Annotated in this window: 24 protein-coding genes; 17 read left to right on the forward strand and 7 right to left on the reverse strand. The window is 66.4% G+C overall.

The window, feature by feature from the left end; all coding sequences use genetic code 11:
- Positions 1 to 12 precede the first annotated feature (12 nt).
- The 4 genes from QOL82_RS02845 to QOL82_RS02860 form a co-directional block, all read right to left on the reverse strand.
- Complete coding sequence (locus QOL82_RS02845) at positions 13 to 822, reverse strand: hypothetical protein (RefSeq protein ID WP_283440704.1); 810 nt, start codon at positions 820 to 822, stop codon at positions 13 to 15.
- 48 nt (positions 823 to 870) lie between these two features.
- A complete protein-coding gene (locus QOL82_RS02850; protein WP_283440705.1) occupies positions 871 to 1,920 on the reverse strand; it encodes a hypothetical protein in 1,050 nt (349 codons plus the stop codon).
- Between the two features lie 252 nt (positions 1,921 to 2,172).
- A complete protein-coding gene (locus QOL82_RS02855; protein ID WP_283440706.1) occupies positions 2,173 to 2,487 on the reverse strand; it encodes an EthD family reductase in 315 nt (104 codons plus the stop codon).
- A gap of 1,036 nt (positions 2,488 to 3,523) precedes the next feature.
- A complete protein-coding gene (locus QOL82_RS02860; RefSeq protein ID WP_283440707.1) occupies positions 3,524 to 4,126 on the reverse strand; it encodes an FMN-dependent NADH-azoreductase in 603 nt (200 codons plus the stop codon).
- A gap of 118 nt (positions 4,127 to 4,244) precedes the next feature.
- Between QOL82_RS02860 and QOL82_RS02865 the strand changes: the two genes are divergently transcribed.
- The 10 genes from QOL82_RS02865 (at position 4,245) to QOL82_RS02910 (ending at position 15,459) form a co-directional block, all read left to right on the forward strand.
- Positions 4,245 to 5,213 (forward strand): LysR family transcriptional regulator, encoded by a 969-nt coding sequence (locus tag QOL82_RS02865; protein WP_283440708.1) that lies wholly within the window; start codon positions 4,245 to 4,247, stop codon positions 5,211 to 5,213.
- Positions 5,214 to 5,486: 273 nt separating this feature from the next.
- Positions 5,487 to 6,401, forward strand: coding sequence for an L-threonate dehydrogenase (gene ltnD / locus QOL82_RS02870; protein ID WP_283440709.1), 915 nt, complete (start codon positions 5,487 to 5,489; stop codon positions 6,399 to 6,401).
- Positions 6,402 to 6,411: 10 nt separating this feature from the next.
- Entirely contained in the window at positions 6,412 to 7,707 is a 1,296-nt protein-coding gene (gene otnK, locus QOL82_RS02875) for a 3-oxo-tetronate kinase (protein WP_283440710.1), read from the forward strand.
- Complete coding sequence (otnC, locus tag QOL82_RS02880; protein ID WP_283440711.1) at positions 7,704 to 8,366, forward strand: 3-oxo-tetronate 4-phosphate decarboxylase; 663 nt, start codon at positions 7,704 to 7,706, stop codon at positions 8,364 to 8,366. Before otnK ends, otnC begins: the two co-directional genes overlap by 4 nt.
- A 20-nt stretch (positions 8,367 to 8,386) precedes the next feature.
- Entirely contained in the window at positions 8,387 to 9,163 is a 777-nt protein-coding gene (otnI, locus tag QOL82_RS02885; protein ID WP_283440712.1) for a 2-oxo-tetronate isomerase, read from the forward strand.
- A gap of 13 nt (positions 9,164 to 9,176) precedes the next feature.
- Positions 9,177 to 10,148 carry a D-erythronate dehydrogenase gene (denD, locus tag QOL82_RS02890; protein WP_283440713.1) on the forward strand — a complete coding sequence of 324 codons (972 nt, stop codon included), beginning with the start codon at positions 9,177 to 9,179 and terminating at the stop codon, positions 10,146 to 10,148.
- 28 nt (positions 10,149 to 10,176) lie between these two features.
- A complete protein-coding gene (locus tag QOL82_RS02895) occupies positions 10,177 to 12,903 on the forward strand; it encodes a DEAD/DEAH box helicase (protein ID WP_283440714.1) in 2,727 nt (908 codons plus the stop codon).
- Between the two features lie 33 nt (positions 12,904 to 12,936).
- Positions 12,937 to 13,710: an SWIM zinc finger family protein gene (locus tag QOL82_RS02900; protein WP_283440715.1), complete on the forward strand. Its 774-nt coding sequence runs from the start codon at positions 12,937 to 12,939 to the stop codon at positions 13,708 to 13,710.
- 233 nt (positions 13,711 to 13,943) lie between these two features.
- On the forward strand, positions 13,944 to 14,450 hold the full coding sequence (locus QOL82_RS02905; RefSeq protein ID WP_283440716.1) for a nucleoside deaminase: 507 nt from the start codon (positions 13,944 to 13,946) through the stop codon (positions 14,448 to 14,450).
- Position 14,451: 1 nt separating this feature from the next.
- Positions 14,452 to 15,459 (forward strand): aromatic ring-hydroxylating oxygenase subunit alpha, encoded by a 1,008-nt coding sequence (locus tag QOL82_RS02910; protein ID WP_283440717.1) that lies wholly within the window; start codon positions 14,452 to 14,454, stop codon positions 15,457 to 15,459.
- On the opposite strand, the gene QOL82_RS02915 is transcribed toward QOL82_RS02910, so the two are convergent.
- Both QOL82_RS02915 and QOL82_RS02920 read right to left on the reverse strand, forming a co-directional pair.
- Entirely contained in the window at positions 15,400 to 16,347 is a 948-nt protein-coding gene (locus QOL82_RS02915; protein ID WP_283440718.1) for an alpha/beta hydrolase, read from the reverse strand. The genes QOL82_RS02910 and QOL82_RS02915 overlap by 60 nt on opposite strands.
- Positions 16,348 to 16,450: 103 nt before the next feature.
- Positions 16,451 to 17,872, reverse strand: a complete 1,422-nt coding sequence (locus tag QOL82_RS02920) for an amidohydrolase family protein (protein ID WP_283440719.1) — start codon at positions 17,870 to 17,872, stop codon at positions 16,451 to 16,453.
- Between the two features lie 222 nt (positions 17,873 to 18,094).
- On the opposite strand from QOL82_RS02920, the gene QOL82_RS02925 reads away from it, so the two are divergent.
- From QOL82_RS02925 to QOL82_RS02935, 3 genes are read left to right on the forward strand one after another with little or no spacing between them, the layout of a single operon-like run.
- Positions 18,095 to 19,126 carry an ABC transporter substrate-binding protein gene (locus tag QOL82_RS02925; RefSeq protein ID WP_283440720.1) on the forward strand — a complete coding sequence of 344 codons (1,032 nt, stop codon included), beginning with the start codon at positions 18,095 to 18,097 and terminating at the stop codon, positions 19,124 to 19,126.
- 56 nt (positions 19,127 to 19,182) lie between these two features.
- Entirely contained in the window at positions 19,183 to 19,968 is a 786-nt protein-coding gene (locus QOL82_RS02930; protein WP_283440721.1) for an ABC transporter ATP-binding protein, read from the forward strand.
- A gap of 10 nt (positions 19,969 to 19,978) precedes the next feature.
- Complete coding sequence (locus QOL82_RS02935) at positions 19,979 to 20,740, forward strand: ABC transporter permease (RefSeq protein WP_283440722.1); 762 nt, start codon at positions 19,979 to 19,981, stop codon at positions 20,738 to 20,740.
- A gap of 307 nt (positions 20,741 to 21,047) precedes the next feature.
- On the opposite strand, the gene QOL82_RS02940 is transcribed toward QOL82_RS02935, so the two are convergent.
- Positions 21,048 to 21,287 (reverse strand): hypothetical protein, encoded by a 240-nt coding sequence (locus QOL82_RS02940; protein WP_283440723.1) that lies wholly within the window; start codon positions 21,285 to 21,287, stop codon positions 21,048 to 21,050.
- Between the two features lie 758 nt (positions 21,288 to 22,045).
- On the opposite strand from QOL82_RS02940, the gene QOL82_RS02945 reads away from it, so the two are divergent.
- From QOL82_RS02945 to QOL82_RS02960, 4 genes are all read left to right on the forward strand, one after another.
- Entirely contained in the window at positions 22,046 to 22,534 is a 489-nt protein-coding gene (locus QOL82_RS02945; protein WP_283440808.1) for a gluconokinase, read from the forward strand.
- 23 nt (positions 22,535 to 22,557) lie between these two features.
- The gene (locus QOL82_RS02950) at positions 22,558 to 23,088 is read left to right on the forward strand and encodes a TRAP transporter small permease (RefSeq protein WP_283440724.1); all 531 of its coding nucleotides are present in this window, start codon (positions 22,558 to 22,560) and stop codon (positions 23,086 to 23,088) included.
- Positions 23,085 to 24,362 carry a TRAP transporter large permease gene (locus QOL82_RS02955; protein ID WP_283440725.1) on the forward strand — a complete coding sequence of 426 codons (1,278 nt, stop codon included), beginning with the start codon at positions 23,085 to 23,087 and terminating at the stop codon, positions 24,360 to 24,362. The genes QOL82_RS02950 and QOL82_RS02955 overlap by 4 nt, the downstream gene beginning before the upstream one ends.
- 74 nt (positions 24,363 to 24,436) lie before the next feature.
- The gene (locus QOL82_RS02960) at positions 24,437 to 25,456 is read left to right on the forward strand and encodes a TRAP transporter substrate-binding protein (RefSeq protein ID WP_283440726.1); all 1,020 of its coding nucleotides are present in this window, start codon (positions 24,437 to 24,439) and stop codon (positions 25,454 to 25,456) included.
- Positions 25,457 to 26,407 lie beyond the last annotated feature (951 nt).

Below are 26,407 nucleotides of genomic sequence, written 5' to 3' on the forward strand. Positions count from 1 at the left end.
GCGGGGCTTCGGTCAGAAGCTGTACCGCACCGACAGCGTCAGGTTCTGCCGCACATGCTCGGGCTGCGTGACCTCGCCCGCGGCCCGCCCGTCCCGCGTGACCGGGTAGGCGGCGCTGCGCGGCACCCGCAGATAATCGAACTGGGCTGCGAAGACCAGCCTCGACTGCGCCTCGGGCCGATAGCGCAGCGCCAGGGCGACGCCGTTCGCGGAGCGGGTGCGGATGGACACGTCGTCGAGCAGGCCGGAGAAACCGATGCGCAGGCGCTCCGGCGTCGCATGCACGAAGCTCGCTCCCGCGGTCAGCGTGCCGGGGCCGATCCCGGTCCCGGTCCCGGCGAAACGCCATGCCTGCTCGATGCCGATCAGCAGGCGGCCGGATCGCGCATGTTCCTGCAAGCCGATTGCCTGGCCGCTGCCGCCGATATGCCGCCGCCAGGAATCGACGCCCAGTGCCGCGACGATGTCGGTCGCATCCAGGATGCGGTACCGCAGCCCCAGTTGCGCCTCGGCCATCCGCGTGCCGGTCTCGCTGCGGTAGGGCCGGCCGTTCTGCAGCTGCCCGTCATAGTCGATATCGGCCTGGAACACCGCGGCCTCGCCAAACAGTTCCAGCGGCCCGGATCGATGCGCGAGCCTGCCGGCAATGCCGGGCAGCCAGCCGCTCTCGTGGACGATGCGGCTGCCGGCACGGTCATGTTCCGAAATGCTCGTATAGCGGACCGCGGGCGCCATCGATGCGTCGAACTGCGCATGTGCCGGCAGCGCTGCCGCCGCACCGGCGAACGCGAAGACAGCCAGCGTGATTTTTTCAGATTGCATGGGAGAAGGCAGCGCCGCCCGAAAGCGACGCCTGTTCCTGGAACGGGATCAGTTGAGCGCGTCGAACTGCGAGCGGGTGAGGGTGCTCGACGCCGAGACGACGCCATCGCCGTTGGCGCTGTATTCCACCAGCAGCGACGTGCCGTCGAGCGCCGTCACGGTGACCATCGCCGGCGAGCCGGTAATGCGCATCGCACCAGCGGAAACGAACGAACCGAAACCCGAGGTCACGACCGGACGCACCGTCTCGACCCGGTAGACATAGGCGCCCAGCCTGGCCGAGGTGCCCGACAGCGTATAGCTGCCCGACAGCGATGTCGTGCTGCCGCTTTCCGTGCCGGTCAGGTTGAAATCGGCAAGGCTGTAGGCATTGGTCGCCATGCCCGACTGCGTGACGCTCAGGCCGAGGCGCTGGCCCGACAGGCCGACGCTGATGTCGCTGCTGCCGTTCTGGCTGGCCAGGATCTTCAGGGCGCCGTCGATCTGCACGCGCCGGTCGCCGTTGTTCATCAACAGGTTGCCGAACGTGGCTGTCAGGCCCAGGCTGTAGCGGTTGGTGTTGACCGGATCGCCGGACACCGAGTCGATCACGATCGACAGCGTGCCATTCAATGCCGGCAAATCGTCTTCGGCGCAGTTGTTGGCGGTGAGCGTCGCACGATCGCCGGCCGTGACCCTGTCGTCGCTGGCAGCCGATTCACTCACTGTCACGCTGCCGCCGCGGCTGCAGGCTTCGGTGTAGGTCGCGCCCGTCACGAACTGGCCCGTGGTCCGGGTAAAGCGCTTGTAGATCCGGGTCGATACCGAGGCCAGGCTGGACGCTGCCGCATTCGCATTCGCTTCGTTCACCTCGACGCCGGACGCGATCAGGCCGGTCGCGCTATTGAGGCTGGTCAGTTCGCCCAGTGGATCGAGCACCGTGGACGCGACGGTCTCGTAATTTGCCCTGGTGATCGCGGAGTAGGTCGCACCCGAATTCCCGGCGCTGCCGACGCTGGCCGCAACGCTGTCATTGCTGCCGCTCCCACCACCGCCGCATCCCAGCAGCGACGCATTGATCAGCACGGTGAGGCCGAGTTTCAGCTTGAAATTACGCATTCCTGTTTCCCTGTAAATTTTTGTTGTTCGAGTGTCGGGCGAGGCAAGGATTTTCACGGATGAAAGAACCTGGCTGACGCCGGCAGATTGCCGCCAGTCGGATGCAGGGCAATCGCGGACTGGATTATTGGCAATAAATTTCTTATCGGCAATAACACGTTCAGGGGATATGGGATGCGGGCGCCTGGCTGGCGCGATGGACTTGCTGGAGGGAAGCTGCCGAGGCGCGGCACGACGCCGCGCCCTGGGGGACTATCCGACGACGACTTCGCTGAACTGGATTACCGGCGTCTGGTCGGTGTAGTTGGGAATGTCGGCCATGATTTCGGGGGCATGCGGGCCGAAGCTTGCCTGGAAGGCTTCGACGGAATCGCAGAAGATATGGCACATGGCGACGTAGGTTGCGGGAGCGCCGGGGGCGCCGCCTGCGAGGCCCTTGTCGACGGTGTAGCTCTTGCAGCTGTCGCCCATTTTTTCCTTCACCATCGGCATGTGCTTGTCGCGGTAGTACTCATGGTTGAAGCGCGCGCCAGGGGTATTGGGGTACATCACGCTGACTTTGATCATGATCTGTCTCCGGGTTATTGAAGGGTTGTTGGGAGCATTGATCATGCAGAGAAAGCGGATTGCAGGCAAGGGGAGCATTAAAGCCGATTGGCTTCCCGCAAGTGGTTTGGTTTGTTCCGCGCAGCGACCGTTGCGGTTGCAGTTAGCTCCGCGCAGCGACAGTTGCAGTTGCCGTTGTCTGTGAAGTGGCCGTGGCCGTTGCCTTGGCAGTGGCTGTTGCAGTGGGTCCCCGTTGATGACGCCACGCCGCTGGTGCCGAAATCGGATAAAGAAGCGTCCGCTGTCTGAGCGAAGCGAGTTTCGGACGCTTCCCGATTTCGGTGCCAGCGGCGTGGGCACCCCGCGTAGCGGGGCGGCATCTCCGGGGTCGCCTTCTCTTGCCTACTTCTCTTGGCGAAGCAAGAGAAGTAGGTCGGCTGCCGGGCCGAAACCCGGCTAGGTCGTCCGGCAGGACACACGTATTGCTTCATCCGCCAGCAGGCGTACCGTCGCGAAGCCGCTTTTGCAGTTTGCGACGGCTGCACGTTACGAGAACGCGCCACAGCGCAAGGCGACGATGCTGCGTCTGCTGACGGGTGGAACATTGAGGCTTCACTGCCGTGGGGAGTAGCCGGGTGTTCGGCCCGGCAGCCGACCCGCTTTTTTGCTTCGCCAAAAAAGTGGGGCAAAAAAGGCGACCCCTACGATGGCGGTCCGCTGCGCGGACTGCACGCGCCGCCAGCACCTGAAACGGGAAGCGTCCGAAACTCGCTTCGCTCAGACAGCGGACGCTTCTTTATCCGTTTCAGGCGCTGGCGACGCGTCGCCATCTAACGGGGATTCACTGCAACGGCAACGGCAACGGCAGCGGCAGCGGCAGCAGCAACCGCAACTGTCGATGCGCGGGGCTAACTGCAACGGTCGCTACGCGGTCAACGTCAATGGCAACTGTCGCTACGCGGAACGTCAACAGCCATGGTCGCTGCGCGGCGCTAACGGCAACCCCGTTACCCAACGGCACGTACAGCCGCCGCCGCGCAGGCGCGCACTCTCGCCCTTATGCCGGCAGCACATCCTCAATCTGCTGCAGCGCCGACGCAATCGCCTTCTGCTCCGCCTCGGCACCCATCGCCATGCCCTCGGCATAAACGAATTCCACATCCGTCAGCCCCAGGAATCCCAGCACCATTTTCAGGTAAGGCACCTGGCTGTCCGCATCGGTATCGCGATAGAACCCGCCGCGGGTCAGCGCAACGAAGACCTTCTTGTTCTTCAGCAGGCCTTCCGGGCCGTTCGCGGTGTACTGGAACGTCACCTTCGCGCGGGCGATCGCGTCGATCCAGTTCTTGAGCTGCGTGGTCACGCCGAAGTTGTACATCGGCACGCCCATCACCAGCACGTCGGCGTCCTGGATTTCAGCGATCAGCGCGTCGTCCAGCGCGACTCGCGCATTCTGTTCGGGGGTGCGCTGGTCGGCAGGCGTGAACAGGGCGCCGAGGGCGGCTTCGTCCAGCGCGGGGTGCGGGTTGCTGGCGAGGTCGCGGATCGTCAGACGGGTGTCCGGCTGGGTCGCTTTCAGGCGCTCGACGATGGTGTTGGCGAGGCGTGTCGATTGCGAGCCTTCGCTGCGGGCGCTGGAATTGATCTGAAGGATGTTCATGGTGTTCCTCGGAAAGAGAAGTGGTATGACTTGCATTCTACTGATCCAAAACCTATTACAGAAGCCACGGAAATGGGTTACATTGTGCCGTTAATGGGATAATTGCGAGGGTGGGGCCATGCATATTGAACCGAACGACCTGATGCTGTTTGCGCATGTCGTCGACACCGGCAGCTTCAGCCGCGCCGCCGACCGCGCGGGGCTGCCCAAGTCCACCGTGTCGCGCCGGATCGCGCAGCTGGAGGCGCAGCTGGGCGAGCGGCTGCTGCTGCGGACCACCCGCAAGCTCACGGTGACCGATTTCGGCGCAGACATGCTCGAACATGCGCGCTCGGTGCTGGCGGAGGTCGAGGCGGTGTCGGCGCTGGCGCAGCATCGGCAGGCCGAGCCGGGCGGACGGCTGCGGGTGTCCATGCCCAATGACATCGCGAACGTCATGCTCGGGCCGATGCTGGCGCGCTTCATGATCAGCTATCCGGCCATCACGCTGGAAGTGGACCTCAGTCCGCGCCGGGTCGACCTGATCGGCGAGAACTTCGACGTCGCCATCCGCATGGGCAGCCTGCCGGACGATGCGACGCTGGCGGCGCGCCAGCTGGCGGTGTTCTCCAACAGCCTGTATGCGTCGCCGGCCTACCTGCAGAAGCGCGGCATGCCGGCAACGCCGCAGGACCTGATGGCGCATGACACGCTGCGCCTGCTGACCCGCAGCGGCGAGCCGGGAAGCTGGCAGCTGAGCCGCGGCGCGGAACGCTGGGAAGACCTGCCGCCCGGCCGGGCCACCATCAACTCGCCCGAGGTGCTGCTGCGGCTGGCCTGCGCCGACGCCGGCATCGCGGTGCTGGTGGACCATTTCGCCGACCCGTACCTGCGCGCCGGGCAGCTGGTGCAGGTGCTGCCGGACTGGACCGCGCCGGCCCATACGGCCTATGCGGTGTTTCCGGGCAGGCGGTTGATGCCCAGCCGCACCCGGGTGTTCCTGGACGCGATGGCGGCAGAGTTTTCCGGGCCGAAATGCGAAGCGGCGCAGGAGCGGCTGGCGCATGGGAAGAAGCGCGGGCGGCAGGGCGACCTGGCTCCGGCCTGAGCCGGCGGCGAACTGGCGCAGCGGAAAAGGGCCTCGCCACGCGCGGCGGCGACGGCCGTTACCATGCGCTGCAGAATGCCCGCGAGCGATGTTGATTCCTGTGGTTAACCCCTGCCGGAACAAAACCTTGACAGTCTGAAAACCCCTGCATACCATCTTGTCATACAACTTTGGCGCAGGCGGCAATGCCGCAGTCCGTTTTTCCAGCCCACGCCACCGCGGCGCACCTTGCGGCCGTCACCATCACAGCAGTCATCCTTGGGAGCAGGTCACATGGCAGAGCAGATCGGCCGGGTCGGCATCGTCGGCCTCGGCGCAATGGGAATGGGCATCGCGCAGTCGATGCTGCGCGGCGGACTGGAGGTGCATGCGTTCGACCTGAGGCCGGAAGCGCTGCAGGCGCTGGCCGCGGCCGGCGCGCAGACAGCCGAATCGCCGGCGGCGCTGGCCGGCCGGGTGGACGCGCTGGTCATCGTGGTGGTGAATGCGCAGCAGACCGAAGCGGTGCTGTTCGGCGAGCAGGGCGCGGCCGCGCAGCTCAAGCCGGGCGCCATCGTGATTGCCTGCGCGACGGTCGCGCCGGAATTTGCCGAGGCGCTCGGCGCGCGGCTGGCGGCGATGGGCCTGCGCTTCATCGATGCGCCGATCTCCGGCGGCGCGGCCCGCGCGGCATCCGGCGAGATGTCGGTGATGGCCGCCGGCGCGCCGGAAGATTTCGCGCGCTGCGAGCGGCTGTTCAGCGCGATCTGCTCGAAGCTCTACCGGCTCGGCGAACAGCCGGGGCAGGGTTCCAAGGTCAAGATGATCAACCAGCTGCTGGCCGGCGTGCACATCGCCGCCGCCGCCGAGGCAATGGCGCTGGGCCTGCGCGCCGGCTGCGACCCGGACGCGCTGTATGAGGTCATCTCCAACAGCGCCGGCAGTTCGTGGATGTTCCAGAACCGGGTGCCGCATATCCTGGCCGGCGACTACACGCCGCTGTCGGCAGTCAATATCTTCGTCAAGGACCTGGGCATCGTGCTCGACTACGCGAAGAAGAGCGTGTTCCCGCTGCCGCTGTCGGCCACCGCGCACCAGATGTTCATGCAGGCTTCGGCCGCCGGCCATGGCGGCGAGGACGACGCGGCGGTGATCAAGCTCTTCCCCGGCATTACGCTGCCCGTTGCGCGCGGCAAGCAGCCATCCTGAAGGAAATGCGATGAAAGTATTACTCGGATGTATCGCCGACGATTTCACCGGCGCCACCGACCTGGCCGGCATGCTGGTGAAGGCCGGCATGCGCACCGTGCAGCTGATCGGCGTGCCCGACGGGCCGCCGCCGGAAGGCGCGGACGCGGTCGTGATCGCGCTGAAGTCGCGCACGGTGCCGGCGGCCGAGGCGGTCTCCGACGCGCTGGCGGCGCTGGCCTGGCTGCAGCGGAGCGGCTGCCAGCAGTTCTATTTCAAGTACTGCTCGACCTTCGACTCCACGCCGGAAGGCAATATCGGCCCGGTCGCCGAGGCGCTGATGCAGGCGCTGGACACCGACTTCACCATCGCCTGCCCGGCGTTCCCGGCGAACGGCCGCACCATCTACAAGGGCTACCTGTTCGTCGGCGATGAACTGCTCAACGAGTCGGGCATGCGCAACCATCCGCTGACGCCGATGACCGACCCCAGCCTGGTGCGGGTGCTGCAGCAGCAGGTCAAGGGCAGCGTCGGCCTGGTCGAGTATCACACGGTTGCCAAGGGCGCCGCGGCCATTGCCGCCCGCTTTGCGGAGCTGCGGTCGCAGGGCGTCTCGCTCGCGGTGACCGACGCGCTGACCAACCATGACCTGGTGTCGATCGGCGCGGCCTGCGCCGACATGCCGCTGATCACCGGCGGCTCCGGCATTGCGCTGGGCCTGCCCGAGAACTTCCGCCGCCGCAACCTGCTGGCCCGGCTCGACGCCGCCGACCGCCTGCCCGAGACCGGCGGCCTGCGCGCGGTGATTTCCGGCAGCTGTTCGGTGGCGACGCAAAAGCAGGTGGCGGCGATGCAGAAGGCCGCGCCGTCCTTCGCCGTCGATCCGCTGGCGCTGGCGAGGGGCGACGACGTGGCCGGCGCGGCGCTGGCCTGGGCCGCGCAGCACATTGAGCAGGGGCCGTTGCTGGTGTACGCCACCGCCGCGCCAGAGCAGGTCAGGGCGGTGCAGTCGCAACTGGGCGTGGCCGAGGCCGGCGAACTGGTGGAGCGGGCGCTGGCCGCCATCGCCGTCGGGCTCGTGAAGCTGGGCGTCGGACAGCTCATCGTCGCCGGCGGCGAGACCTCGGGCGCGGTGGTCAAGGCGCTGGGCATCACGGGCCTGCGCATCGGGCCCGAGATCGACCCCGGCGTGCCGTGGACCGCGGCGCTGCAGGACGGCGGCGCGGCGACATCGTCGGAACAGGCGCAGCCGCTTGTGCTGGCGCTGAAGTCCGGCAATTTCGGCAGCGAGGACTTCTTCACCAAGGCCTGGAGCCGCCTGCCATGAGCGCCGCCGTCCACACCCATGCCGACGAGAACCGGCTGCGCGAACAGGTGGTCGACTTCGGCAAGTCGCTGTTCGAGCGCGGGCTGACCGCCGGCAGCAGCGGCAACCTCAGCGTGCGCCTCGAAGACGGCTGGCTGCTTACGCCGACCAATGCCAGCCTGGGCCGGCTCGACCCGGCCCGCCTGTCGCGGCTGGACTGGGAAGGCCGGCTGCAGGACGGCGACCCGCCGTCCAAGGAAGCCTTCCTGCACCGCGCGATGTACCAGCAGCGGCCCGGCGCGGGCGCCATCGTGCACCTGCATTCGACCCACTCGGCCGCGGTGTCCTGCATGTGCGGCCTGAACCATGACGACTGCATCCCGCCGCTGACGCCGTACTTCGTGATGAAGATAGGCCGGCTGCCGCTTCTGCCGTATCACCGTCCCGGCGACCCGGCGCTCGGCGACGCCATCGGCGCGCTGGCGAAAAAGCATGCGGCGGTGCTGCTGGCCAACCATGGGCCGGTGGTGTCCGGCAGCAGCCTGGAAGCCGCGGTCTATGCAGCCGAGGAGCTGGAGGAAACCGCGAAGCTTTTCCTGATGCTGCGCGACGTGCCGGTCAGGCCGCTCGATGCGCAGCAGATCGCCGAACTGAAGACGGCGTTTTCACTCGATATCTAAAACGATTACCGGAGACCAGCATGCCCAAGTTCGCCGCCAACCTGTCGATGATGTTCAATGAAGTGCCCTTTCCGCAGCGCTTCGCCGCGGCGGCCGCCGCCGGTTTCAAGGGCGTGGAATTCCTGTTCCCTTACGACCATGCGCCGGCCGAGGTGGCCGCCTGGCTGCAGGAAAGCCAGCTGGAGAATGCGCTGTTCAACATGCCGCCGGGCGACTGGACGGCAGGCGAGCGCGGCATTGCCGCGCTGCCGGGCCGCGAGGACGAGTTCCGCGCCGGCGTCGCGCGCGCGCTCGAGTATGCGAAGGCGCTGGGCACGCGCCGGCTGCACATGATGGCCGGGCTGATCCCGGCAGGATCGGACATGGCCGCACACCGCGCGGTCTATCTCGCCAACCTCCGGCATGCGGCGCGCGAATGCGGCCTTGCCGGCGTCGAGGTGCTGCTGGAGCCGATCAATGGCCGCGACATGCCGGGCTACTTCCTGCAAACCCAGGCCGATGCGCATGCGCTGCGCGAGGAATGCGGCGAGCCCAACGTCAAGGTGCAGATGGACTTCTATCATGCGCAGATCATGGAAGGCGACCTGGCGATGAAGTTCAAAAAATGGTTCGACGGCATCGGCCATGTGCAGATCGCCAGCGCCCCGGCCCGCAACGAGCCTGACGACGGCGAAGTCAATTACCCCTACCTGTACAAGCTGCTCGACGAACTCGGCTACACCGGCTGGATAGGCTGCGAATACCGTCCGCGCGGCCGCACCGAAGATGGCCTGGCATGGCTGTCCGCTTACCAATGACAAGGATGCATCGATGAACGTACTCATTACCGGCGGCGCCGGATTCCTCGGCCAGAAGCTGGCCCGCGCTCTGCTGGCCCGCGGCACATTGTCCGGCGTGGACGGCAGCCAGCAAGCCATAGACCAGCTGGTGCTGGTCGACGTGGTCCAGGCCAACGACTTCGGCGACCCGCGCGTGCGCGTGGTCACCGGCGACATCACCGACCCGGCGCTGATGCACTCGCTGATCGACGCCGGCGCCACGTCGGTCTTCCATCTCGCGGCGGTGGTCAGCGGCCAGGCCGAAGCCGACTTCGACCTCGGCATGAGGATCAACCTCGACGCGTCGCGGCTGCTGCTGGAAGCCTGCCGCGCCGCCGGCCACAAGCCGCGCGTGGTGTTCACCAGCTCGGTGGCCGTGTACGGCGGCAAGCTGCCGGACGTGGTGCGCGACGACACCGCGCTCAACCCGCAGTCGTCCTACGGCGCGCAGAAAGCCATTGCCGAACTGCTGCTCAACGACTTCAGCCGCAAGGGCTTCGTCGACGGCCGCGTGCTGCGCCTGCCCACCATCAGCGTGCGGCCCGGCAAGCCGAACAAGGCCGCGTCGTCCTTTGCCAGCGGCATCATCCGCGAGCCGCTCAACGGCGAGGACGCCGTCTGCCCGGTGTCGCCGGCGCTGCGGCTGTGGCTGCTGTCGCCGCGGCGCGCGATCGCCGCGCTGATCGCCGGGCACGAGCTGTCGGGCGACGCGCTCGGAACCAGCCGCACCATCAACCTGCCTGGCCTGTCGGTCAGCGTGGCCGACATGGTGGCGGCGCTGGAAAAGGTCGGCGGCCCCGAAGCCGTTGCTCGCATACGCTTCGCGCCCGACCCGGCGGTGGAACGCATCGTGCAGAGCTGGCCGGGCGCCTGGGACGACAGCCGCGCACGCGCGCTGGGGCTGGAAGGCGACGCCGATTTCGAGAGCGTGATCCGGGCCCATGTCGAGGATGAATTAAGCTAGCGGCTTTCCATCCCGACAGAAGGACCGCATGCCCTTATCCGACAAGCCGCAGGGCGCCGGCGCAGGCATGTCGCTTGAACTGGCCATCTCGCCGGCCGGCCGCATGCACCTCGAGCATCTGCCGGGAAACCCGGACCTCGACCCGGCGGCGCAGGCGCGCATCGAGCGCGCCTATGCGCAGGGCGACGGTCCCGGCCTGCTGCACCTGGGCGCGGTCGAGCTGACGACCTGGCTGCCGCCGTCGCTGGCGTTCGGCCGCGAACTGGCCCAGGGTTTCATGGCGCGGCTGTGTGCGGCTCCCGGGCTGGCCGAACGCTGGGAGACGGTGGAGCCGGACATGCCCGCGGCGGAACTGGAACGCCTGCTGGCAGCCGCGCCGCCGATGACGGGCGCCGAGTATCTCGACGCCGCCCGCCTGCAGGCATTGCTGGACGGCCTGCTGGCGACGGCCCGCGCGGCCATCGCCGCGCATGACGGCGATGTGCAGGCCTGGCTGCGGCGGCAGCACCCGGGCTGGCACATGGTCGGTCGCGTCTGCTTCCACCTCGCCGAGAACAGGGCCAACGAGCAGGCGCCGTTCGCCTTCCTCGCGACCTATGTCGGGCAGGTCTCGCAGCAGGCCGGCGCGCGGCATCAGCCGCTGGGACGCGCGCTGCAGGAATATGCCGGCGCCGGCAACCGCGACATGCTGCTGGGACTGCTGCTGCCGGTGAACCGGGCCGCGGAAAACAGTCCGTGGCTGCGCTCGCTGGTCGATTCCGGCGCGGTGTTCCGGCCGCTCGCCTGGACGCCGGCCGAGGCCCACCAGTTCCTGCGCAACATCCCCGTCTTCGAAGCGGCCGGCATCGTTGTCCGCGTACCCGACTGGTGGAAGCCGCAGGCGCCGCCGCGGCCGCAGGTGAAGGTCAATATCGGCAAGAACGCGAGCGGCATCGGGATGGACGCGATGCTGGATTTCGACGTGTCGCTGTCGCTGGACGGCGAGGCGCTGTCCGACGACGAGTGGCGGCAGCTGATGGCCGCCGGCGACGGCCTGGTGCGCCTCAAGGGCCGCTGGGTCGAACTCGACCGGAACAAGCTCGACCGCGTGCTCGCCCACTGGAAGAAAGTCCAGTCCGCGTCGGCCGGTGACGGCATCTCCTTCCTCGAAGGCATGCGCCTGCTGGCCGGCGCGAACCTGGCGGCCGGCGGCGAGGCCGAGCTGCCGGACAGCGTGGCCGACTGGTCCAGCGTGGTCGCCGGCGACTGGATGGAAACCGTGCTGGAAGGGCTGCGCAAGCCGCAGGGCGATGCCGAACCCGGCCCGGCATTCCATGCGTCGCTGCGCCCTTATCAGCAGGACGGGCTGCGCTGGCTATGGTGGCTCAACCGGCTTGGCCTGGGCGCCTGCCTGGCCGACGACATGGGCCTGGGCAAGACCGTGCAGGTGCTGGCGCTGCTGTCGCTGGCCAAGCGGGAAGGCGACGCCGGGCCGCACCTGCTGGTGCTGCCGGCATCGCTGATCGGCAACTGGCAGGCCGAGATTGCGCGCTTCGCGCCCGGCCTGCGCGTGCTGGTCGCGCATGCATCGGCCATGCCCGCCAGGGACCTGGCTACGCTCGGCGGCGACGGCCTGTCCGGGGTCGACCTGGTCATCACCAGCTATGGCAGCCTGATCCGGCTGCCGTGGCTGCTGGAGACGCGCTGGTCGATGGTCGTGCTGGACGAGGCGCAGGCGATCAAGAATCCGGGCGCGCGCCAGACCAGGGCGGCCAAGGCACTGCACAGCCGGGTGCGGCTGGCGCTGACCGGCACGCCCGTCGAAAACCGGCTGGGCGAGCTATGGTCGCTGTTCGATTTCATTTGCCCCGGCCTGCTCGGCACCGGCGCCGCCTTCACCCGTTTCGTGCGCCGGCTGGAGAAGCAGGACCACCCGGACTACGGGCCGCTGCGGCGGCTGGTGCAGCCCTACATCCTGCGCCGGCTGAAGAGCGACAGGCGCATCATCGCCGACCTGCCGGACAAGACCGAGGTGAAGGCCTACTGCGGCCTGTCGCACGCGCAGGCCAAGCTGTACGGGCAGGCGGTGGATGCGCTGGCAGCGCAGATCGGCGGGCTGGACGGCATCGCCCGCCGCGGCGCGGTGCTGGCCTTCCTGCTGCGCTTCAAGCAGATCTGCAACCACCCGTCGCTGTGGCTGGGCGACGGCGGCTATGCGCCGGAGGACAGCGGCAAGTTCGCCCGGCTGCGGGCGCTGGCCGAGGAGATCGCCGCGCGCCAGCAGAAGCTGCTGGTGTTCACCCAGTTCCAGGAAATGACCGCGCCGCTGGCCGGCTTCCTGCAGACCGTGTTTGGCCGTCCTGGCCTGGTGCTGCATGGCGGCACGCCGGTCAAGTCCCGCAAGGCGCTGGTCGACCGTTTCCAGGATGACGAGGGGCCGCCGTTCTTCGTGCTGTCGATCAAGGCCGGCGGCACCGGCCTGAACCTGACCGCGGCGTCGCACGTGATCCACTTTGACCGCTGGTGGAACCCGGCAGTCGAAAACCAGGCGACCGACCGCGCGTACCGCATCGGGCAGAAGAAGAATGTGCTGGTCCATAAATTCATTTGCCGCGGCACGGTCGAAGAAAGGATAGACGCGATGATCGAGGACAAGCTCGGCTTGTCGAATACCATCCTTGCCGACGGCGGCGAAATGCCGCTGACAGAGATGAGCAACGAGGCGCTGCTGCAGATGGTGAAGCTTGACATCAACAGCGCGCTCGATGAACAGTGAGGGCGGCAGCCGCGACTCTACGGGAGCAATGACATGGGCAGGCATTACGACAACTACTGGCCGCCTTACATACCGGTATCGGAACGGCGCGAGCAGGCGCGGGCCGCGCTGGCATCGCTGAAGAAAAAGGGCGTCGACTGCCAGCCGGTTGCGGTCGAGGGACGGGCGATCGCGCGGACCTTCTGGGGCATCAAGTGGTGTCGCAACCTGGAAGCCTACAGCGACTTCGCCAACCGCCTTCCGCGCGGGCGCAGCTGCGTGCGGCACGGCGCGGTGTTGGACCTGCAGATCGGCCCCGGCGCCATCGATGCGCTGGTCAGCGGCGCCGCGGTCTACAAGGTCAGGATAGCCATCGAGCCCTTGCCCGAACGCGACTGGAAAGCCATCCTCGACGAATGCGCGGGCAAGGTGGCGACGCTGGTCGAACTGCTGCAGGGCCGCCTGTCGGACTCGGTGATGGAGGTTGTCACGCGTCCCGGTTCCGGCCTGTTTCCGACGCCGAAGCAGATCGATTTCCGCTGCAGCTGCCCGGACGACGCATTCATGTGCAAGCATGTCGCCGCGGCGCTGTACGCAGCAGGCAACCGACTCGACAGCCAGCCGGAACTGCTGTTCCTGCTGCGCCATGTCGATCCGCAGGAACTGATCCGGCAGGCGGGCAGCGGGCCGGCCGCGGATGCATCGGCTGCATCGGATGCGGCAGCCGCAGGCCTGGCCGATGCCGACCTGTCTGCGCTGTTCGGCATCGAGATCGATGCGCCGCCCCCGCCGGCAAAGCCGCCGCGGCGCACGCGCGCGAAAGGCTGAGCCGGCCGGGAAGCGCATCGGGCCGGGAAGCCCTGCGCGGCAGGGTCCGCCAGCCAGGATGCGTCCGGCCTGAACCGGCGTGGAGCGCGCCGCGCCGTCTCGCGGCCAGGACCGCGCGTCCCGGCCGCGGCCGTGGCGATCGGCCGCTTGCGGCTGCCCCGCATCGGCCCTCATCCCGTATAAATTCGCTATAGTGCCTACGCCTATTCAATCTGCAACTATCAGGAGTATCCATGCCCCAGATGCCAACATCGCCCGGCAAGTCCGACCTCGACCTGCTGCGCCTTGCCCTTGCCTGCGCCGAGCGGGCCAAGGCGGCGGGCCGGCACCCGTTCGGCGCCATCGTCGCCGATGAACACGGCAATGTCGTCGCCGAAGCCGGCAACAACTCGATGCCGCCGGAAGGCGACCCGACCCAGCATGCCGAACGTGTCGTGGCGGCGCTGGCCGCGCAAAGGCTGCCGCGCGAGGCGCTCGCGCGATGCACGCTGTACACCAGCGCTGAGCCGTGCGCGATGTGCGCCGGCGCCATCTACTGGTGCAATATCGGCCGCGTGGTCTATGCGATGTCGGAAGAGCGGCTGCTCGAACTAACGGGCAGCCATCCGGACAATCCGACGCTGTCGCTGCCGTGCCGCGAGGTCTTCGCCAGCGGCCAGCGCGCGACCGAGGTCGTGGGGCCGGTGCCGGAAATGGAAGAGGAAGCGGCCGCGCCGCATCTTGGATTCTGGGGGCACTGAGATGAGCGTCATCGACCCCGTACTGTGGAACGACTGGCACCCGGTCGCCGCCAGCGCCGCGTTGCAGCCCGGCGCGATGCAGCCGGCGCGGCTGCTCGGCGAGGAGATCGTGGTCTGGCGCAGCGCCGATGGCGCGGTGCATGCATGGGATGACCGTTGCCCGCATCGCGGCGCCCGGCTGTCGCTTGGGGCAATCGCCGGCGACCGGCTGGTATGCGGCTATCACGGCTGGCAGTTCGACAGCGCCGGCGTCTGCCGGCTGCAGCCCGCCCACCCGTACGACACGCCGCCGCGCGCCGCCTGCGCGCGCACCTTCCAGGCGCGCGAAGCGTATGGGCTGGTCTGGGCCTGCGTCGGCGCCCCGGCGCTTGCCTTGCCGCCTTTTCCCGAGCAGGCAGAAGGCCGGCTGCGCACGGTGCTGTGCGGTCCTTATCCGGTACATGCCTGCGGGCCGCGCATCATCGAGAACTTCCTCGACATGGCGCATTTCCCGTTCATCCATAACGGCATCCTCGGCGACCCGCGTTATACCGAGGTGCCCGACTACCAGGTCGGTCCGTATGACGACGGCCTCGGCGCGGAGGGCATGGAAGGCGTGATCGCGACCGGCTGCCGCGCCTACCAGCCGCAGGCCAACCTGATGGCCAGCGACGGCTCGATGGTCGAATACACTTACCGCGTGGTGCGCCCGCTCACCGCCATCCTGACCAAGCTGCCGGAAAAGCAGGGCGGCCTGGTCGAGGCCATCAGCCTGTTCGTGCAGCCGCTGGACGAGGAGCATCACCACGCATGGATCGTGCTGGCGATGAACAACGACACCGCGTCGGACGATGAACTGCGCGCTTTCCAGGACCGCATCTTCCTGCAGGACCTGGAGATACTGGAATCGCAGCGGCCCAGGAAAATCCCGCTGGAGCCGGGCGTGGAATTGCCGCAGCGGGCGGACCGACTATCTGCCGCGTACCGGCGGATGTTGAAGCGCGTCGGCCTGCGCTACGGTGTGCTTTAAGGTGCGAATCGCTGCATTGCGGTGCGCGTCGGACTGGCATTTGCGGTTGATGTAGCGTAGCGCGTTCGGCAAGGCATTGCGCACGGTGGCCCAGTCCAGTTCGCCATTGATTACCCGCAGTTCGCTTTGTCCTGGCTGGATCTCCAGCAGTCTGCCATACAGCTGGGCTGCCATCGGCACCAGTCCCAGCAAAGCGTCGTCGTCGCCGGTTACGATCCAGATGGGCACCTTGATGCTGCTGCTGCGGTAGGCGTTGAGACGAGCGGTGTAATTGAGCGCCTGCCATTCGGCAGGGTCGAATGCCTGGTCGGTCATGAACTGCGGCATGCGCCGGATTGCCGAGGTCTCCGCCGGCAACGGGTCATAGATTTCAGGAGCGACGACGGCGGCGCCGCAGAAGCGGTCCGGGTACTTCATCGCAAGATTCAGCGCGCCGTAACCTCCCATCGACCAGCCGGCGACAGCCCGCCCGGCGCGGTCGCTTAGAAGCCGGTACTTCGATTCGACATGAGGCATCAGCTCCTGCATCAACGCCGTCTCGGCCTTGTCCGCGGCGCCATCCACCCACCAGGACTGCGGGCCGAAGCTGGGCATGATCACCACTCTGGGCTGCAAGACGCCCTTTTTGACGAGTGTATTGAAGATTCCGATGGTGCCGTTTTCCAGCCATTCGTTCTGGTCGCCATCGAGGCCATGCAAAAGGTAAATGGCGGAGAGTTTTCCGGCCGTTCTGGCATATTCGTCAGGCAGATAGACGGTGAACTCGACCTTGCGGCCCAGGACCGTCGACTGGTAGCTGTCCTTGATGGCCCGTCCCGCCGTGGCATCGACAGAGAGGAATGTGAAAAACAGCGAGACCGCGATCGACAGCATCGTTTTCAAGAACATTGCATAACCCTCCGGTGATCCTGGCTGAGTCGCAAGGAATAACCGGGAGTTCATTAAAATAATCGTTCTTTGGGTTGTTTATCCGCTAATCAGCACGTTGGCCTCACGCCGCCGCCAGCAGCGAGCGCACTGCCTCCCGTGCCTCCCGTCCCAGCTGCCGGATGTCCACGCCGGGCAGCCTGTCGTCCTCGACCACGATGCGGCCATCCACCAGCAGCCACTTCAGGTGCGGCCGCCCACCCGAGGCGACCGGGCCGATGGCCGGGTCGTGCAGGCCGAAATAGCGCGGGTCGTCCAGCGAATACACGGCGATGTCGGCGCAGGCGCCGACCGTGATGCCCTGCAAGCCGTCCAGCCCCAGCACGCGGGCGCCGCCGGTGGTGCCCCAGCGCACCACGTCCTCGATGCTGGCGGCGTCGGCGCCGCCCTCTTGCGTGCCGCCTGCGTAGCCGGGCAGCGCATCCTGGCCGCCGCGCGCCCGCTGCATCAGCCAGGCCGCATGGGTCTCGGAAATCATGTCGGCCGCTTCGTTGGATGCCGCGCCGTCGACGCCGATCGACACTGTCACGCCGGCCGCCTCCAGTTGCCGCACCGGCGCAATGCCGCTGCCCAGCCGGCCATTGCTCTGCGGGCAATGGGCAATGCCGGTGCCGGTCTGGCCCAGCAGCGCGATCTCGTGCGCGTCGAGCTTGACCAGGTGCGCATACCAGACGTCCGGCCCCAGCCAGTCATGCTCGCCGACGAATTCCACCGGCGAGCAGTTGAACTTGCCGCGCGCGGCCTGCTGGTATTCAACCGTCTCCGACAGGTGGCTGTGCAGCCGCAGGCCCAGGCTGCGACCAAACGCGGCCAGCTCGCGCAACTCGGCCGGCTGCACCGAATACAGCGGCGTGGTCGGCGCCATCACGATGCGGCGCATGGCAGCCGGGCCGGCGTCGTGATACTGCCGCGCCAGCCGCGCGACGTCTTCCTGGTAGTCCGCCAGCGACTCCGGCCGCAGCGCGCTCGGCAGTTCGGCCTCGAGCTGCCGGGTCTGGGTCGCGCCGCCGCGGCACAGCACGAAGCGCAGGCCCAGCGCGTCGGCCTCCTCGAACAGGATGGCAGAGCTGTCATACGGCATGCCGGGGTAGTACAAATAATGATGGTCGGCCACGGTGCCGCAGCCGGACAGCGCCAGTTCGACCAGGCCGATGCGCGCGGCCAGCCGGAACAGCTTCTCGTCGAAGCGGGCGCGGTAGCGGTAGGGCGTGGCCGCCAGCCAGTCGGTCAGCGACAGGTTCAGGCCGGACGGGTCGCCCTTCAGCAGCGACTGGAACAGGTGATGATGGGTGTTGACCCAGGCCGGATAGACCACGCAGTCGGTGGCGTCGAGCACGCGTTCGCCGGGCAGCGGCGCCAGGTGGCCGATCGCCTGGATGCGGCCGTCCGCCACGCGGATGTCGGGGCCGGCTGCACGGCCGCCGTTATCGGCGCGGCCGGTGAGGATGTCATGGATATTGGTCAGCAGGATGGAGGAAGTGGTCATTGCTCGATCGTCGGTAGTCAGGGATGGGCAGGGCCGGGCACGGCCGGTTGAAGGCAGTTGAAGGACAGGAAAGCTGCGCAGCAAGTTTCCTGCCATCGCCGGGCCCGTGATTGTTTCGGGTATGGAACTTGCTGAACCTGCATGAGCGGCCGCCGCCTGGACCATGCAAGGCGCCAATGCGGTGCGCACCATTCTGGAACATCACCTTAGGATCGGATAGCCATGCCCCGTTTCAAGTCATTTCATGTTGCCGCTGCACTGTTGCTGTGCGCGGCGTCGGCACAAACCCTTGCGCAGGAGACCAAGGTCAAGTTCCAGCTCGACTGGCGCTTCGAAGGCCCGTCCGCACTGTTCCTGGTCGCCAAGAGCAAGGGCTACTTCGAGCAGGAGAAGCTCGATGTGACCATCGACGCCGGCAACGGCTCGGGCAATGCGGTCAACCGGGTTGCGTCCGGCAGCTATGACATGGGCTTCGCGGACATGGCCGCGCTGATGGAATTCACCGCCAACAACCCGTCCGCTCCCAGCAAGCCGGTAGCGGTGATGATGGTCTATAACGACACGCCGGCCGCGGTGCTGGCGCTGAAGAAGTCCGGCATCAAGACGCCGGCCGACCTCGCGGGCAAGAAGCTGGGCGCGCCGGTCTTCGACGCCGGCCGCCGCGCCTATCCGATCTTCGCCAAGGCCAATGGCCTGGATGCGGCCAAGGTCAACTGGGTCAGCATGGACCCGCAGCTGCGCGAGACCATGCTGGCGCGCGGCGACATCGACGCCATCACCGGCTTCTACTTCACGTCGCTGCTGAACCTGAACGCCCGCGGCGTCAAGGACGAGGACATCGTGGTGATGTCGTATCCGAACTACGGCGTGAAGATGTACGGCAACGCGATCATCGCGTCGGACGCTTTCGTCAAGCAGCATCCGGATGCGATCAGGGGCTTCCTGCGGGCCTTCGCCAAGGCGTCGAAGGACGTGATGGCCAACCCGGACGCGGCGGTCGCCGCGATCAAGGCGCGGGACGCGCTGGTCGACGAAAAGCTGGAGGCGCGCCGGCTGAAGCTGACCATCGCCAGTTCCATCGCCACCGCCAATGCGAAAGCCGAAGGCTACGGGCAGGTGTCGGCGCCGCGCCTGTCGCTGATGGCGTCGCAGGTGTCGGATGCCTATGGCACCAAGACCCGGGTCGACCCCAACGCGGTGTGGAACGCGTCCTTCCTGCCGTCGAAGGCCGAACTCAACGTCTTCCCGAAATAGCCGCCTGCGCCAACCGGCCCGCATCGCGCCGATGCGGGCCCTTATCCGAAGCATCCATGACCGACACCTTTGTAGATTTCAAAAACGTTTTCCTGGCCTATGGCGACAGCGGCGACTTCGCGGTGGAAGACATCACGCTCAGCACCCGGCAGGGCGAATTCATTGCCATCGTCGGGCCGTCGGGCTGCGGCAAGTCGACCTTCATGAAGCTGGCGACCGGGCTCAAGGCGCCGACCCGCGGCAGCGTCAGCATCGACGGCGCGCCGGTCACCGGGCCGCTGAAGATCGTCGGCATGGCCTTCCAGGCGCCGACGCTGCTGCCGTGGCGGACCACGCTGGACAACGTGCTGCTGCCGCTGGAAATCGTCGAGCCGCATCGCAGCCGCTTCCGCAGCCACCGCGCGGAGTACGAGGCGCAGGCGCTGAAGCTGCTGAAGGCCGTCGGGCTGGATGGCTATGCGCACCAGTTTCCGTGGCAGCTGTCGGGCGGCATGCAGCAGCGCGCATCGATCTGCCGCGCGCTGATCCACGAGCCCAAGATGCTGCTGCTCGACGAGCCTTTCGGCGCGCTGGACGCGTTCACCCGCGAGGAGCTGTGGTGCATCCTGCGCGACCTGCAGGCGGCGCAGCGCTTCAACGTCATCCTGGTCACGCATGACCTGCGCGAGGCGGCCTTCCTGGCCGACACCATCTACGTGATGAGCCGGCGGCCGGGCCGCATCGTGGCGTGCAAGACGAACCCCTTGCCCGGCCCGCGCGAACTGGAGGTCACCTACACCGAGCCGTTCACCGCGCTGGTCCATGAACTGCGCGAGCACATCGGCCGCGTACGCACGTCCTGAAAGCCCGAACATGAAAAACAACTTAGTGCGCAAGAGCGCGCCGTGGCTGCTGCTGGCCGCGGTGCTGGTGATATGGCAGCTGGTCTGCAGCGTCTTCAACGTCTCCGAATTCGTGTTTCCGAGCCCGCTGGCCATCGTGCAGTCGCTAATCGAATTTGCCGGCCCCATCGCGATGCATGCATGGCGCACGTTCTGGGTCACGATGGCCGGCTTCGCGCTGGCGGTGCTGGTCGGCGTGGTGCTGGGCATGGCGATCGGTTCGTCGCCCTTCCTCTACGCCGCCGCATACCCGCTGATGACCGCGTTCAATGCCTTGCCCAAGGCGGCCTTCGTGCCCATCCTGGTGGTCTGGTTCGGCATCGGCGCGGGGCCGGCGATACTGACCGCCTTCCTGATTTCCTTCTTCCCGATCATGGTCAATATCGCGACCGGGCTGGCGACGCTGGAGCCGGAAATGGAGGATGTGCTGCGGGTGCTGGGCGCGCGCCGGATGGACGTGCTGCTGAAGGTGGGACTGCCGCGTTCGATGCCGTATTTCTTCGCGTCACTGAAGGTCGCCATCACGCTGGCCTTCGTCGGCACCACGGTGTCGGAAATGACCGCGTCGAACGAGGGCATCGGCTACCTGCTGGTGTCGGCCGGCTCGTCGATGCGGATGCCGCTGGCCTTTGCCGGCCTGGTGGTCATCGGCGCAATGGCGATGACGATGTATGAGCTGTTTTCAGTGGTGGAGAAGCGGACGACGGGCTGGGCGCATCGCGGTGCGCGCTGAGCGGAGATGAGGTGAACTGATGCGGGGAAGGGGCGTTGCGGGCTGGCGCCGGGCGCCGCAGCGCCCATGGTTTGGGCTTGCGGCGCCGTCATCCATTGCGGCTCGTGGTGTCCCGTACGAAGCAGCGCGGGGCTGCATCGCTATTGCAGGAAGCCGGCGTTCTACCGCGACCGGCGCATCGCAAGCACCATGGATACGCCGGTCGCGAGCGTCGTGACGGCGACGCATCCAATGGCCAGCAATTCAAGCTGCATGGCGGTCATGGCAGGGTGCGCAAGATTGCGGGACCTGGCGGAGACGGGCCGGCTTAACCGCGCGAGGCGATGAAGCGGAGTTCTGCGGCCAGGTTCGGCGACAGCGCCTCGTAGTCACGGGCCAGCCTGAACACCGCGAGCTGGTCACGCAGCGTTGAACGCGGCGACGCCGGTTGCTGCGGCTTCACCGCGAGCAGGGCGGCCAGCAGCGAGCGGAACGCATAGCCGACGTTCTGCGCATAGGTCGAGGGAGCTTCGTTGCGGGCTGCATGTGGAAAAGTGATCGTGGACATCGTTTACTCCTGGTGATTTCTGTATGGAACAAGTATGGGGTTGGTCCGGGCGGGTTTCCAATTTTCAGTGCTCATACCTACTATTGCGTTTGCTTATAGCTGCGTGTAGGGATCGTCGCCATGAATAGTGAAATCCGTCCCGTTTACAGTGGAGTTATGTGTCCAGACGATAGCGGCGCAATTTCCATTGCATCCATGATTTAAATCACCCCGATTAAGTATCTTTTTGATAACATTGCTGTACCGACTGCGGGATTTCCCGCATATTCATTGCCCAGGGGCTTCGCTTCTGGGCATTTTTTTTGCCTGAATGTAACGGCTTGATAGCGATATCAGAGAGTGCCGGCGCCGTGGCATGTCGGGGGAACACCGCGGTTCATACCCGTCCCGGTTCACAAGGTGCGACGAAAATCCGTAGGTTTTAACAAGCGCAAGCGCATTACATCATTCGTTGCGGACAGTCGATGGTACTTGATTGGCCTGTGGTGTAATGCGCTGCGCTTGTTAACCCTACGATCCTGCGGGCCGCGGTGACGAATCGGAACCATCGATCTCACCCGGCACGCCGTGCCTTGGGTTGGACGCCGGTCGGCAGAATCCGTCGGAAGCTGCGAAAAATCGCTTTACAAAAAAGCATAATCGGATAAAAATCGCGTCCTCTGATAGCGCTATCAAGCGCAACAGCATGGATGGAGACGGTAGTGGCCGAGTCATTGGATCGATGGATGGAAAACGCCCGGCGCAGGCGCTGGGTGGTGATGGGTGTGTCCGGTTGCGGCAAGAGCGAGATGGGCCGCCGCCTTGCCGACGCGCTGGGCATCGCCTACGCGGAAGGCGACGACGATCATCCGCCGGCCAACGTCGCCAAGATGGCGGCCGGCACGCCGCTGACCGACATCGACCGCCGGGACTGGCTGCTGCTGCTGCAATCCCGCATTGCCGCCGCCGCGGCGCGCAACGAAGGCCTGGTGCTCTCGTGCTCCTCGCTGAAACGCCGCTACCGCGACCTGCTGCGGGCAGGCGACCCCGCACTCGTATTTGTCCACCTGCACGGCGACCGCGCGCTGATTGCGCAGCGCATGCACCAGCGTCCCGGGCATTTCATGCCGCCGGCGCTGCTGGAAAGCCAGCTGCGCGACCTGGAGCCGCTGCAGGCCGATGAAGCCGGCATCGTGCTCGACATCGCCGACACCCCGGAACAACTGATCGAACAGCTGATGCAGCATTGCCGCCAGCAGGCGGATTAAAAGTATTTTATAAGGAGGACGACATGAAGGTTCCGGTTCCACGCCTTGAGCGCGTGGTCGAATGGCTGATGGCGCTGGCGCTGACCGTGATGGTCGCGCTGGTGTTCGGCAACGTGGTGCTGCGCTATGTGTTCAATTCCGGCATCGCCGCAGCCGAGGAAATATCGCGGCTGATGTTCGTCTGGCTGATTTTTCTCGGCGCGATCCTCGGCCTGCGCCACCATGCGCACCTGGGCGTGGAGCTGGTGCAGGCGCGCATCCCGCGCAAGCTGCGCGTGGCCTGCGCGGTCGTCAGCCACCTGCTGATGCTGTATGCGCTGAGCCTGTTCCTGTATGGCAGCTGGACCCAGACGCTGATCGGCATGAGCACCTATTCGACCGTGCTGCGCTACCCGACGGCCTTCATGGCCTCGGCCGGCCTGCTGTGCGCGGCCTCGATGATCGTCATCGTCGCCGCCAACCTGCTGCGCATCCTGCGCGGCAGCCCCGATGCGATGGTGCCCGGCGACGCCGGCGCCGCCTCCCAGCCTGAAGCGCCGGGGGTGATGGAATGACGCTCGCCATCTTCCTGGGCTCCCTGGTGCTGCTGATGGTGCTGGGCATGCCGATCGCGTTCGCGCTGGTGCTGACCGGCGTCGCGCTGATGTTCCACCTCGACTTCTTCGATGCGCAGCTGGTCGCACAGAACCTGCTGTCCGGCGCCGACAACTTCCCGCTGATGGCCGTGCCCTTCTTCATCCTGGCCGGCGAGCTGATGAATGCCGGCGGCATCTCGCGCCGCATCATCAACCTGGCGGTCAGCCTGGTCGGGCACATACAGGGCGGCCTCGGCTATGTCGCCATCGCCGCCGCGGTGCTGCTGGCCAGCCTGTCCGGCTCGGCGATTGCCGACACGGCCGCGCTGGCGACGCTGCTGATCCCGATGATGCGCGACCACGGCTACGCGGTGCCGCGCTCGGCCGGCCTGATCGCGTCCGGCGGCATCATCGCGCCCATCATCCCGCCGTCGATGCCCTTCATCATTTTCGGCGTCACCACCAATACCTCGATCAGCAACCTGTTCCTGGCCGGCGTGGTGCCGGGCATCCTGATGGGCGTGGCGCTGGTCATCGTCTGGACCATCCTGGCCCGCAAGATGAAGGTCACCCCGCAGCCCAAGGCCTCGTGGGCCGACCGCCGGCGCGCGGTCATCGACGGCGTCTGGGCGCTGATGCTGCCGGTGATCATCCTGGGCGGCCTGCGCGGCGGCCTGTTCACGCCGACCGAAGCGGCCGTGGTGGCAGCGGTGTACTCGCTGTTCGTCAGCCTGTTCATCTACCGCGAAGTGAAGTTCAACGAACTGGTCAAGCTGCTGGTCGACGCGTCCCGCACCACCAGCACCGTGATGTTCCTCTGCGCCGGCGCGCTGGTGTCGTCCTACATGGTGACGCTGGCCGACCTGCCTGCGCAGGTCACCGACTTCCTGGCGCCGCTGCTGGGCGACCCGCGCCTGCTGATGTTCTGCATCATGCTGCTGCTGCTGGCCATCGGCACCGTGATGGACCTGACCCCGACCATCCTGGTGATGGGCCCGGTGCTGATGCCGATCGCGTTGAAGGCCGGCATCGACCCGACCTATTTCGGCGTGATGTTCATCCTGGTCGGCACGCTGGGCCTGATCCATCCGCCGGTCTGCACGGTGCTCAACGTGGTGTGCGGCGTGGCCAAGATATCGCTGGAGAGCGCGACCAAGGGCATCTGGCCGTTCCTACTGACCTATCTCGTGCTGATCATCCTGTTCATCATTTTCCCGGGCATCATCACCGCGCCGATGGCGCTGCTGCGCTAGCGTCCGGGCGCAGCGCAAGACAACTTGGTCAAATCATTCAAATCAATCAAATCAATCAACAACACGGAGCAGACATGAAAAAATACCTGGTCAAATCCCTCGTCATGGCGCTGGCCGCAGCCAGCCTCGCATCGGCCGCCGGCAGCGCCGTCGCCGCCGACTTCAAGCCGCGCATCATCCGTTTCGGCTACGGCCTGTCGGAAGACAGCAACCAGGGCCGCGCAGTGAAGTTCTTCGCCGAAGACCTCGCCAAGCGCACCGGCAACAAGGTCAAGGCCAAGGGCTTCGGCAACGCCAGCCTGGGCAGCGACATCCAGATGCAGAACGCCCTGATCGGCGGCGCCCAGGAAATGATGGTCGGCTCGACCGCCACGCTGGTCGGCATCGTCAAGGACTTCGGCGTGTACGACCTGCCGTTCCTGTTCAATAACGAAGCCGAAGCCGACGCCGTGCTGGACGGCCCGTTCGGCCAGAAGCTCGCCGCCAAGCTGCAGGAAAAGGGCCTGGTCGGCCTCGTCTACTGGGAAAACGGCTTCCGCAATCTCACCAACACCAAGCGCCCGGTCGCCAAGCTCGAAGACATGCAGGGCGTGAAGCTGCGCGTGATGCAGAACCCGGTCTACATCGACATGTTTAACAGCTTCGGCGCGAACGCCGTGCCGCTGCCGTTCTCCGAGCTCTTCACCGCGCTGGAAACCAAGACCGTCGATGGCCAGGAAAACCCGGTCACCACGATCGAGTCGAGCAAGTTCTACGAAGTGCAGAAGTACCTGTCCATCACCAAGCACGTCTACAGCCCATGGATCATCCTGGCCAGCAAGAAGTGGTGGGATGGGCTGTCGGCTGACGAGAAGCGGGTCCTGCAGGAGTCGGCGGTTGCGTCGCGCGACTTCGAGCGGAAGGATACGCGGGCTGCCGCCGGCAAGGCGATCGACACCCTGAAGGGCAAGGGGATGCAGGTCAACGTGGTGGCGGATGCGGAGCTGGCGCGGATGCGGGAGAAGGCGAAGCCGGCGTTCGATAAGTTTGCGGCCGATGGCGGCGCGGAGGTGTTGAAGGAGTTGCAGGGGGAGATTGCGAAGGTGCGCAAGTAGAGGTTTAGGGGAGGGTAGGGATGGCGGGGCTGCCGGCTTGTGCAGCGACCGCTGTCTTTGCCCGCGCAGCGACCGTTGCGGTTGCGGTTGCGGTTAGCGCCGCACAGCGACCGTTGCCGTTCCGCGTAGCGACATTTGCAGTTGCCGTTGCCGTTGCCGTTGCAGTTGCCTTTGAAGTGGCCGTTGCTGTTGCAGTGAATCCCCGTTAGATGGCGACGCGTCGCCAGTGCCTGAAACGGATAAAGAAGCGTCCGCTGTCTGAGCGAAGCGAGTTTCGGACGCTTCCCGTTTCAGGTGCTGGCGGCGCGTGCAGTCCGCGCAGCGGACCGCCATCGTAGGGGTCGCCTTTTTTGCCCCACTTTTTTGGCGAAGCAAAAAAGCGGGTCGGCTGCCGGGCCGAACACCCGGCTACTCCCCACGGTAGTGAAGCTTTAATGTTTCACCCGTCAGCAGACGGAGCATCGGCGTCTTGCGCTGTGGCGCGTTCTCGTAACGTGCAGCCGTCGCAAACTGCAGAAGCGGCTTCGCGACGGTACGCCGGCTGGCGGGTGAAGCAACACCGGCTGGCCTGCCGGACGACCTAGCCGGGTTTCGGCCCGGCAGCCGACCTACTTCTCTTGCTTCGCCAAGAGAAGTAGGCAAGAGAAGGCGACCCCGAAGATGCCGCCCCGCTGCGCGGGGTGCCCACGCCGCTGGCACCGAAATCGGGAAGCGTCCGAAACTCGCTTCGCTCAGACAGCGGACGCTTCTTTATCCGATTTCGGCACCAGCGACGTGGCGTCATCAACGGGGACCCACTGCAACGGCAACGGCTACTTCACAAGCAACGGCAACGGCAACCGCAACTGTCGCTGCGCGGAGCCAACTGCAACGGCAACGGCAACGGCAACGGCAACTGCAACTGTCGCTACGCGGAACGGCAACGGCAACGGCAACGGCAACGGTCGCTGC

This window comes from Noviherbaspirillum suwonense (assembly GCF_900182955.1).
Lineage (GTDB): Bacteria > Pseudomonadota > Gammaproteobacteria > Burkholderiales > Burkholderiaceae_D > Noviherbaspirillum_A > Noviherbaspirillum_A suwonense.

Excerpts from the sequence above, each read along its gene's own strand:
- QOL82_RS02845 (WP_283440704.1), bottom strand. The coding sequence starts at position 822 with ATGCAATCTGAAAAAATCACGCTGGCTGTCTTCGCGTTCGCCGGTGCG.
- QOL82_RS02850 (WP_283440705.1), bottom strand. The coding sequence starts at position 1,920 with ATGCGTAATTTCAAGCTGAAACTCGGCCTCACCGTGCTGATCAATGCG.
- QOL82_RS02855 (WP_283440706.1), bottom strand. The coding sequence starts at position 2,487 with ATGATCAAAGTCAGCGTGATGTACCCCAATACCCCTGGCGCGCGCTTC.
- QOL82_RS02860 (WP_283440707.1), bottom strand. The coding sequence starts at position 4,126 with ATGAACATCCTTCAGATCAATTCCAGCGCCCGCAGCGAAGGCTCGCAA.
- QOL82_RS02865 (WP_283440708.1), top strand. The coding sequence starts at position 4,245 with ATGCATATTGAACCGAACGACCTGATGCTGTTTGCGCATGTCGTCGAC.
- ltnD (WP_283440709.1), top strand. The coding sequence starts at position 5,487 with ATGGCAGAGCAGATCGGCCGGGTCGGCATCGTCGGCCTCGGCGCAATG.
- otnK (WP_283440710.1), top strand. The coding sequence starts at position 6,412 with ATGAAAGTATTACTCGGATGTATCGCCGACGATTTCACCGGCGCCACC.
- otnC (WP_283440711.1), top strand. The coding sequence starts at position 7,704 with ATGAGCGCCGCCGTCCACACCCATGCCGACGAGAACCGGCTGCGCGAA.
- otnI (WP_283440712.1), top strand. The coding sequence starts at position 8,387 with ATGCCCAAGTTCGCCGCCAACCTGTCGATGATGTTCAATGAAGTGCCC.
- denD (WP_283440713.1), top strand. The coding sequence starts at position 9,177 with ATGAACGTACTCATTACCGGCGGCGCCGGATTCCTCGGCCAGAAGCTG.
- QOL82_RS02895 (WP_283440714.1), top strand. The coding sequence starts at position 10,177 with ATGCCCTTATCCGACAAGCCGCAGGGCGCCGGCGCAGGCATGTCGCTT.
- QOL82_RS02900 (WP_283440715.1), top strand. The coding sequence starts at position 12,937 with ATGGGCAGGCATTACGACAACTACTGGCCGCCTTACATACCGGTATCG.
- QOL82_RS02905 (WP_283440716.1), top strand. The coding sequence starts at position 13,944 with ATGCCCCAGATGCCAACATCGCCCGGCAAGTCCGACCTCGACCTGCTG.
- QOL82_RS02910 (WP_283440717.1), top strand. The coding sequence starts at position 14,452 with ATGAGCGTCATCGACCCCGTACTGTGGAACGACTGGCACCCGGTCGCC.
- QOL82_RS02915 (WP_283440718.1), bottom strand. The coding sequence starts at position 16,347 with ATGTTCTTGAAAACGATGCTGTCGATCGCGGTCTCGCTGTTTTTCACA.
- QOL82_RS02920 (WP_283440719.1), bottom strand. The coding sequence starts at position 17,872 with ATGACCACTTCCTCCATCCTGCTGACCAATATCCATGACATCCTCACC.
- QOL82_RS02925 (WP_283440720.1), top strand. The coding sequence starts at position 18,095 with ATGCCCCGTTTCAAGTCATTTCATGTTGCCGCTGCACTGTTGCTGTGC.
- QOL82_RS02930 (WP_283440721.1), top strand. The coding sequence starts at position 19,183 with ATGACCGACACCTTTGTAGATTTCAAAAACGTTTTCCTGGCCTATGGC.
- QOL82_RS02935 (WP_283440722.1), top strand. The coding sequence starts at position 19,979 with ATGAAAAACAACTTAGTGCGCAAGAGCGCGCCGTGGCTGCTGCTGGCC.
- QOL82_RS02940 (WP_283440723.1), bottom strand. The coding sequence starts at position 21,287 with ATGTCCACGATCACTTTTCCACATGCAGCCCGCAACGAAGCTCCCTCG.
- QOL82_RS02945 (WP_283440808.1), top strand. The coding sequence starts at position 22,046 with ATGGGTGTGTCCGGTTGCGGCAAGAGCGAGATGGGCCGCCGCCTTGCC.
- QOL82_RS02950 (WP_283440724.1), top strand. The coding sequence starts at position 22,558 with ATGAAGGTTCCGGTTCCACGCCTTGAGCGCGTGGTCGAATGGCTGATG.
- QOL82_RS02955 (WP_283440725.1), top strand. The coding sequence starts at position 23,085 with ATGACGCTCGCCATCTTCCTGGGCTCCCTGGTGCTGCTGATGGTGCTG.
- QOL82_RS02960 (WP_283440726.1), top strand. The coding sequence starts at position 24,437 with ATGAAAAAATACCTGGTCAAATCCCTCGTCATGGCGCTGGCCGCAGCC.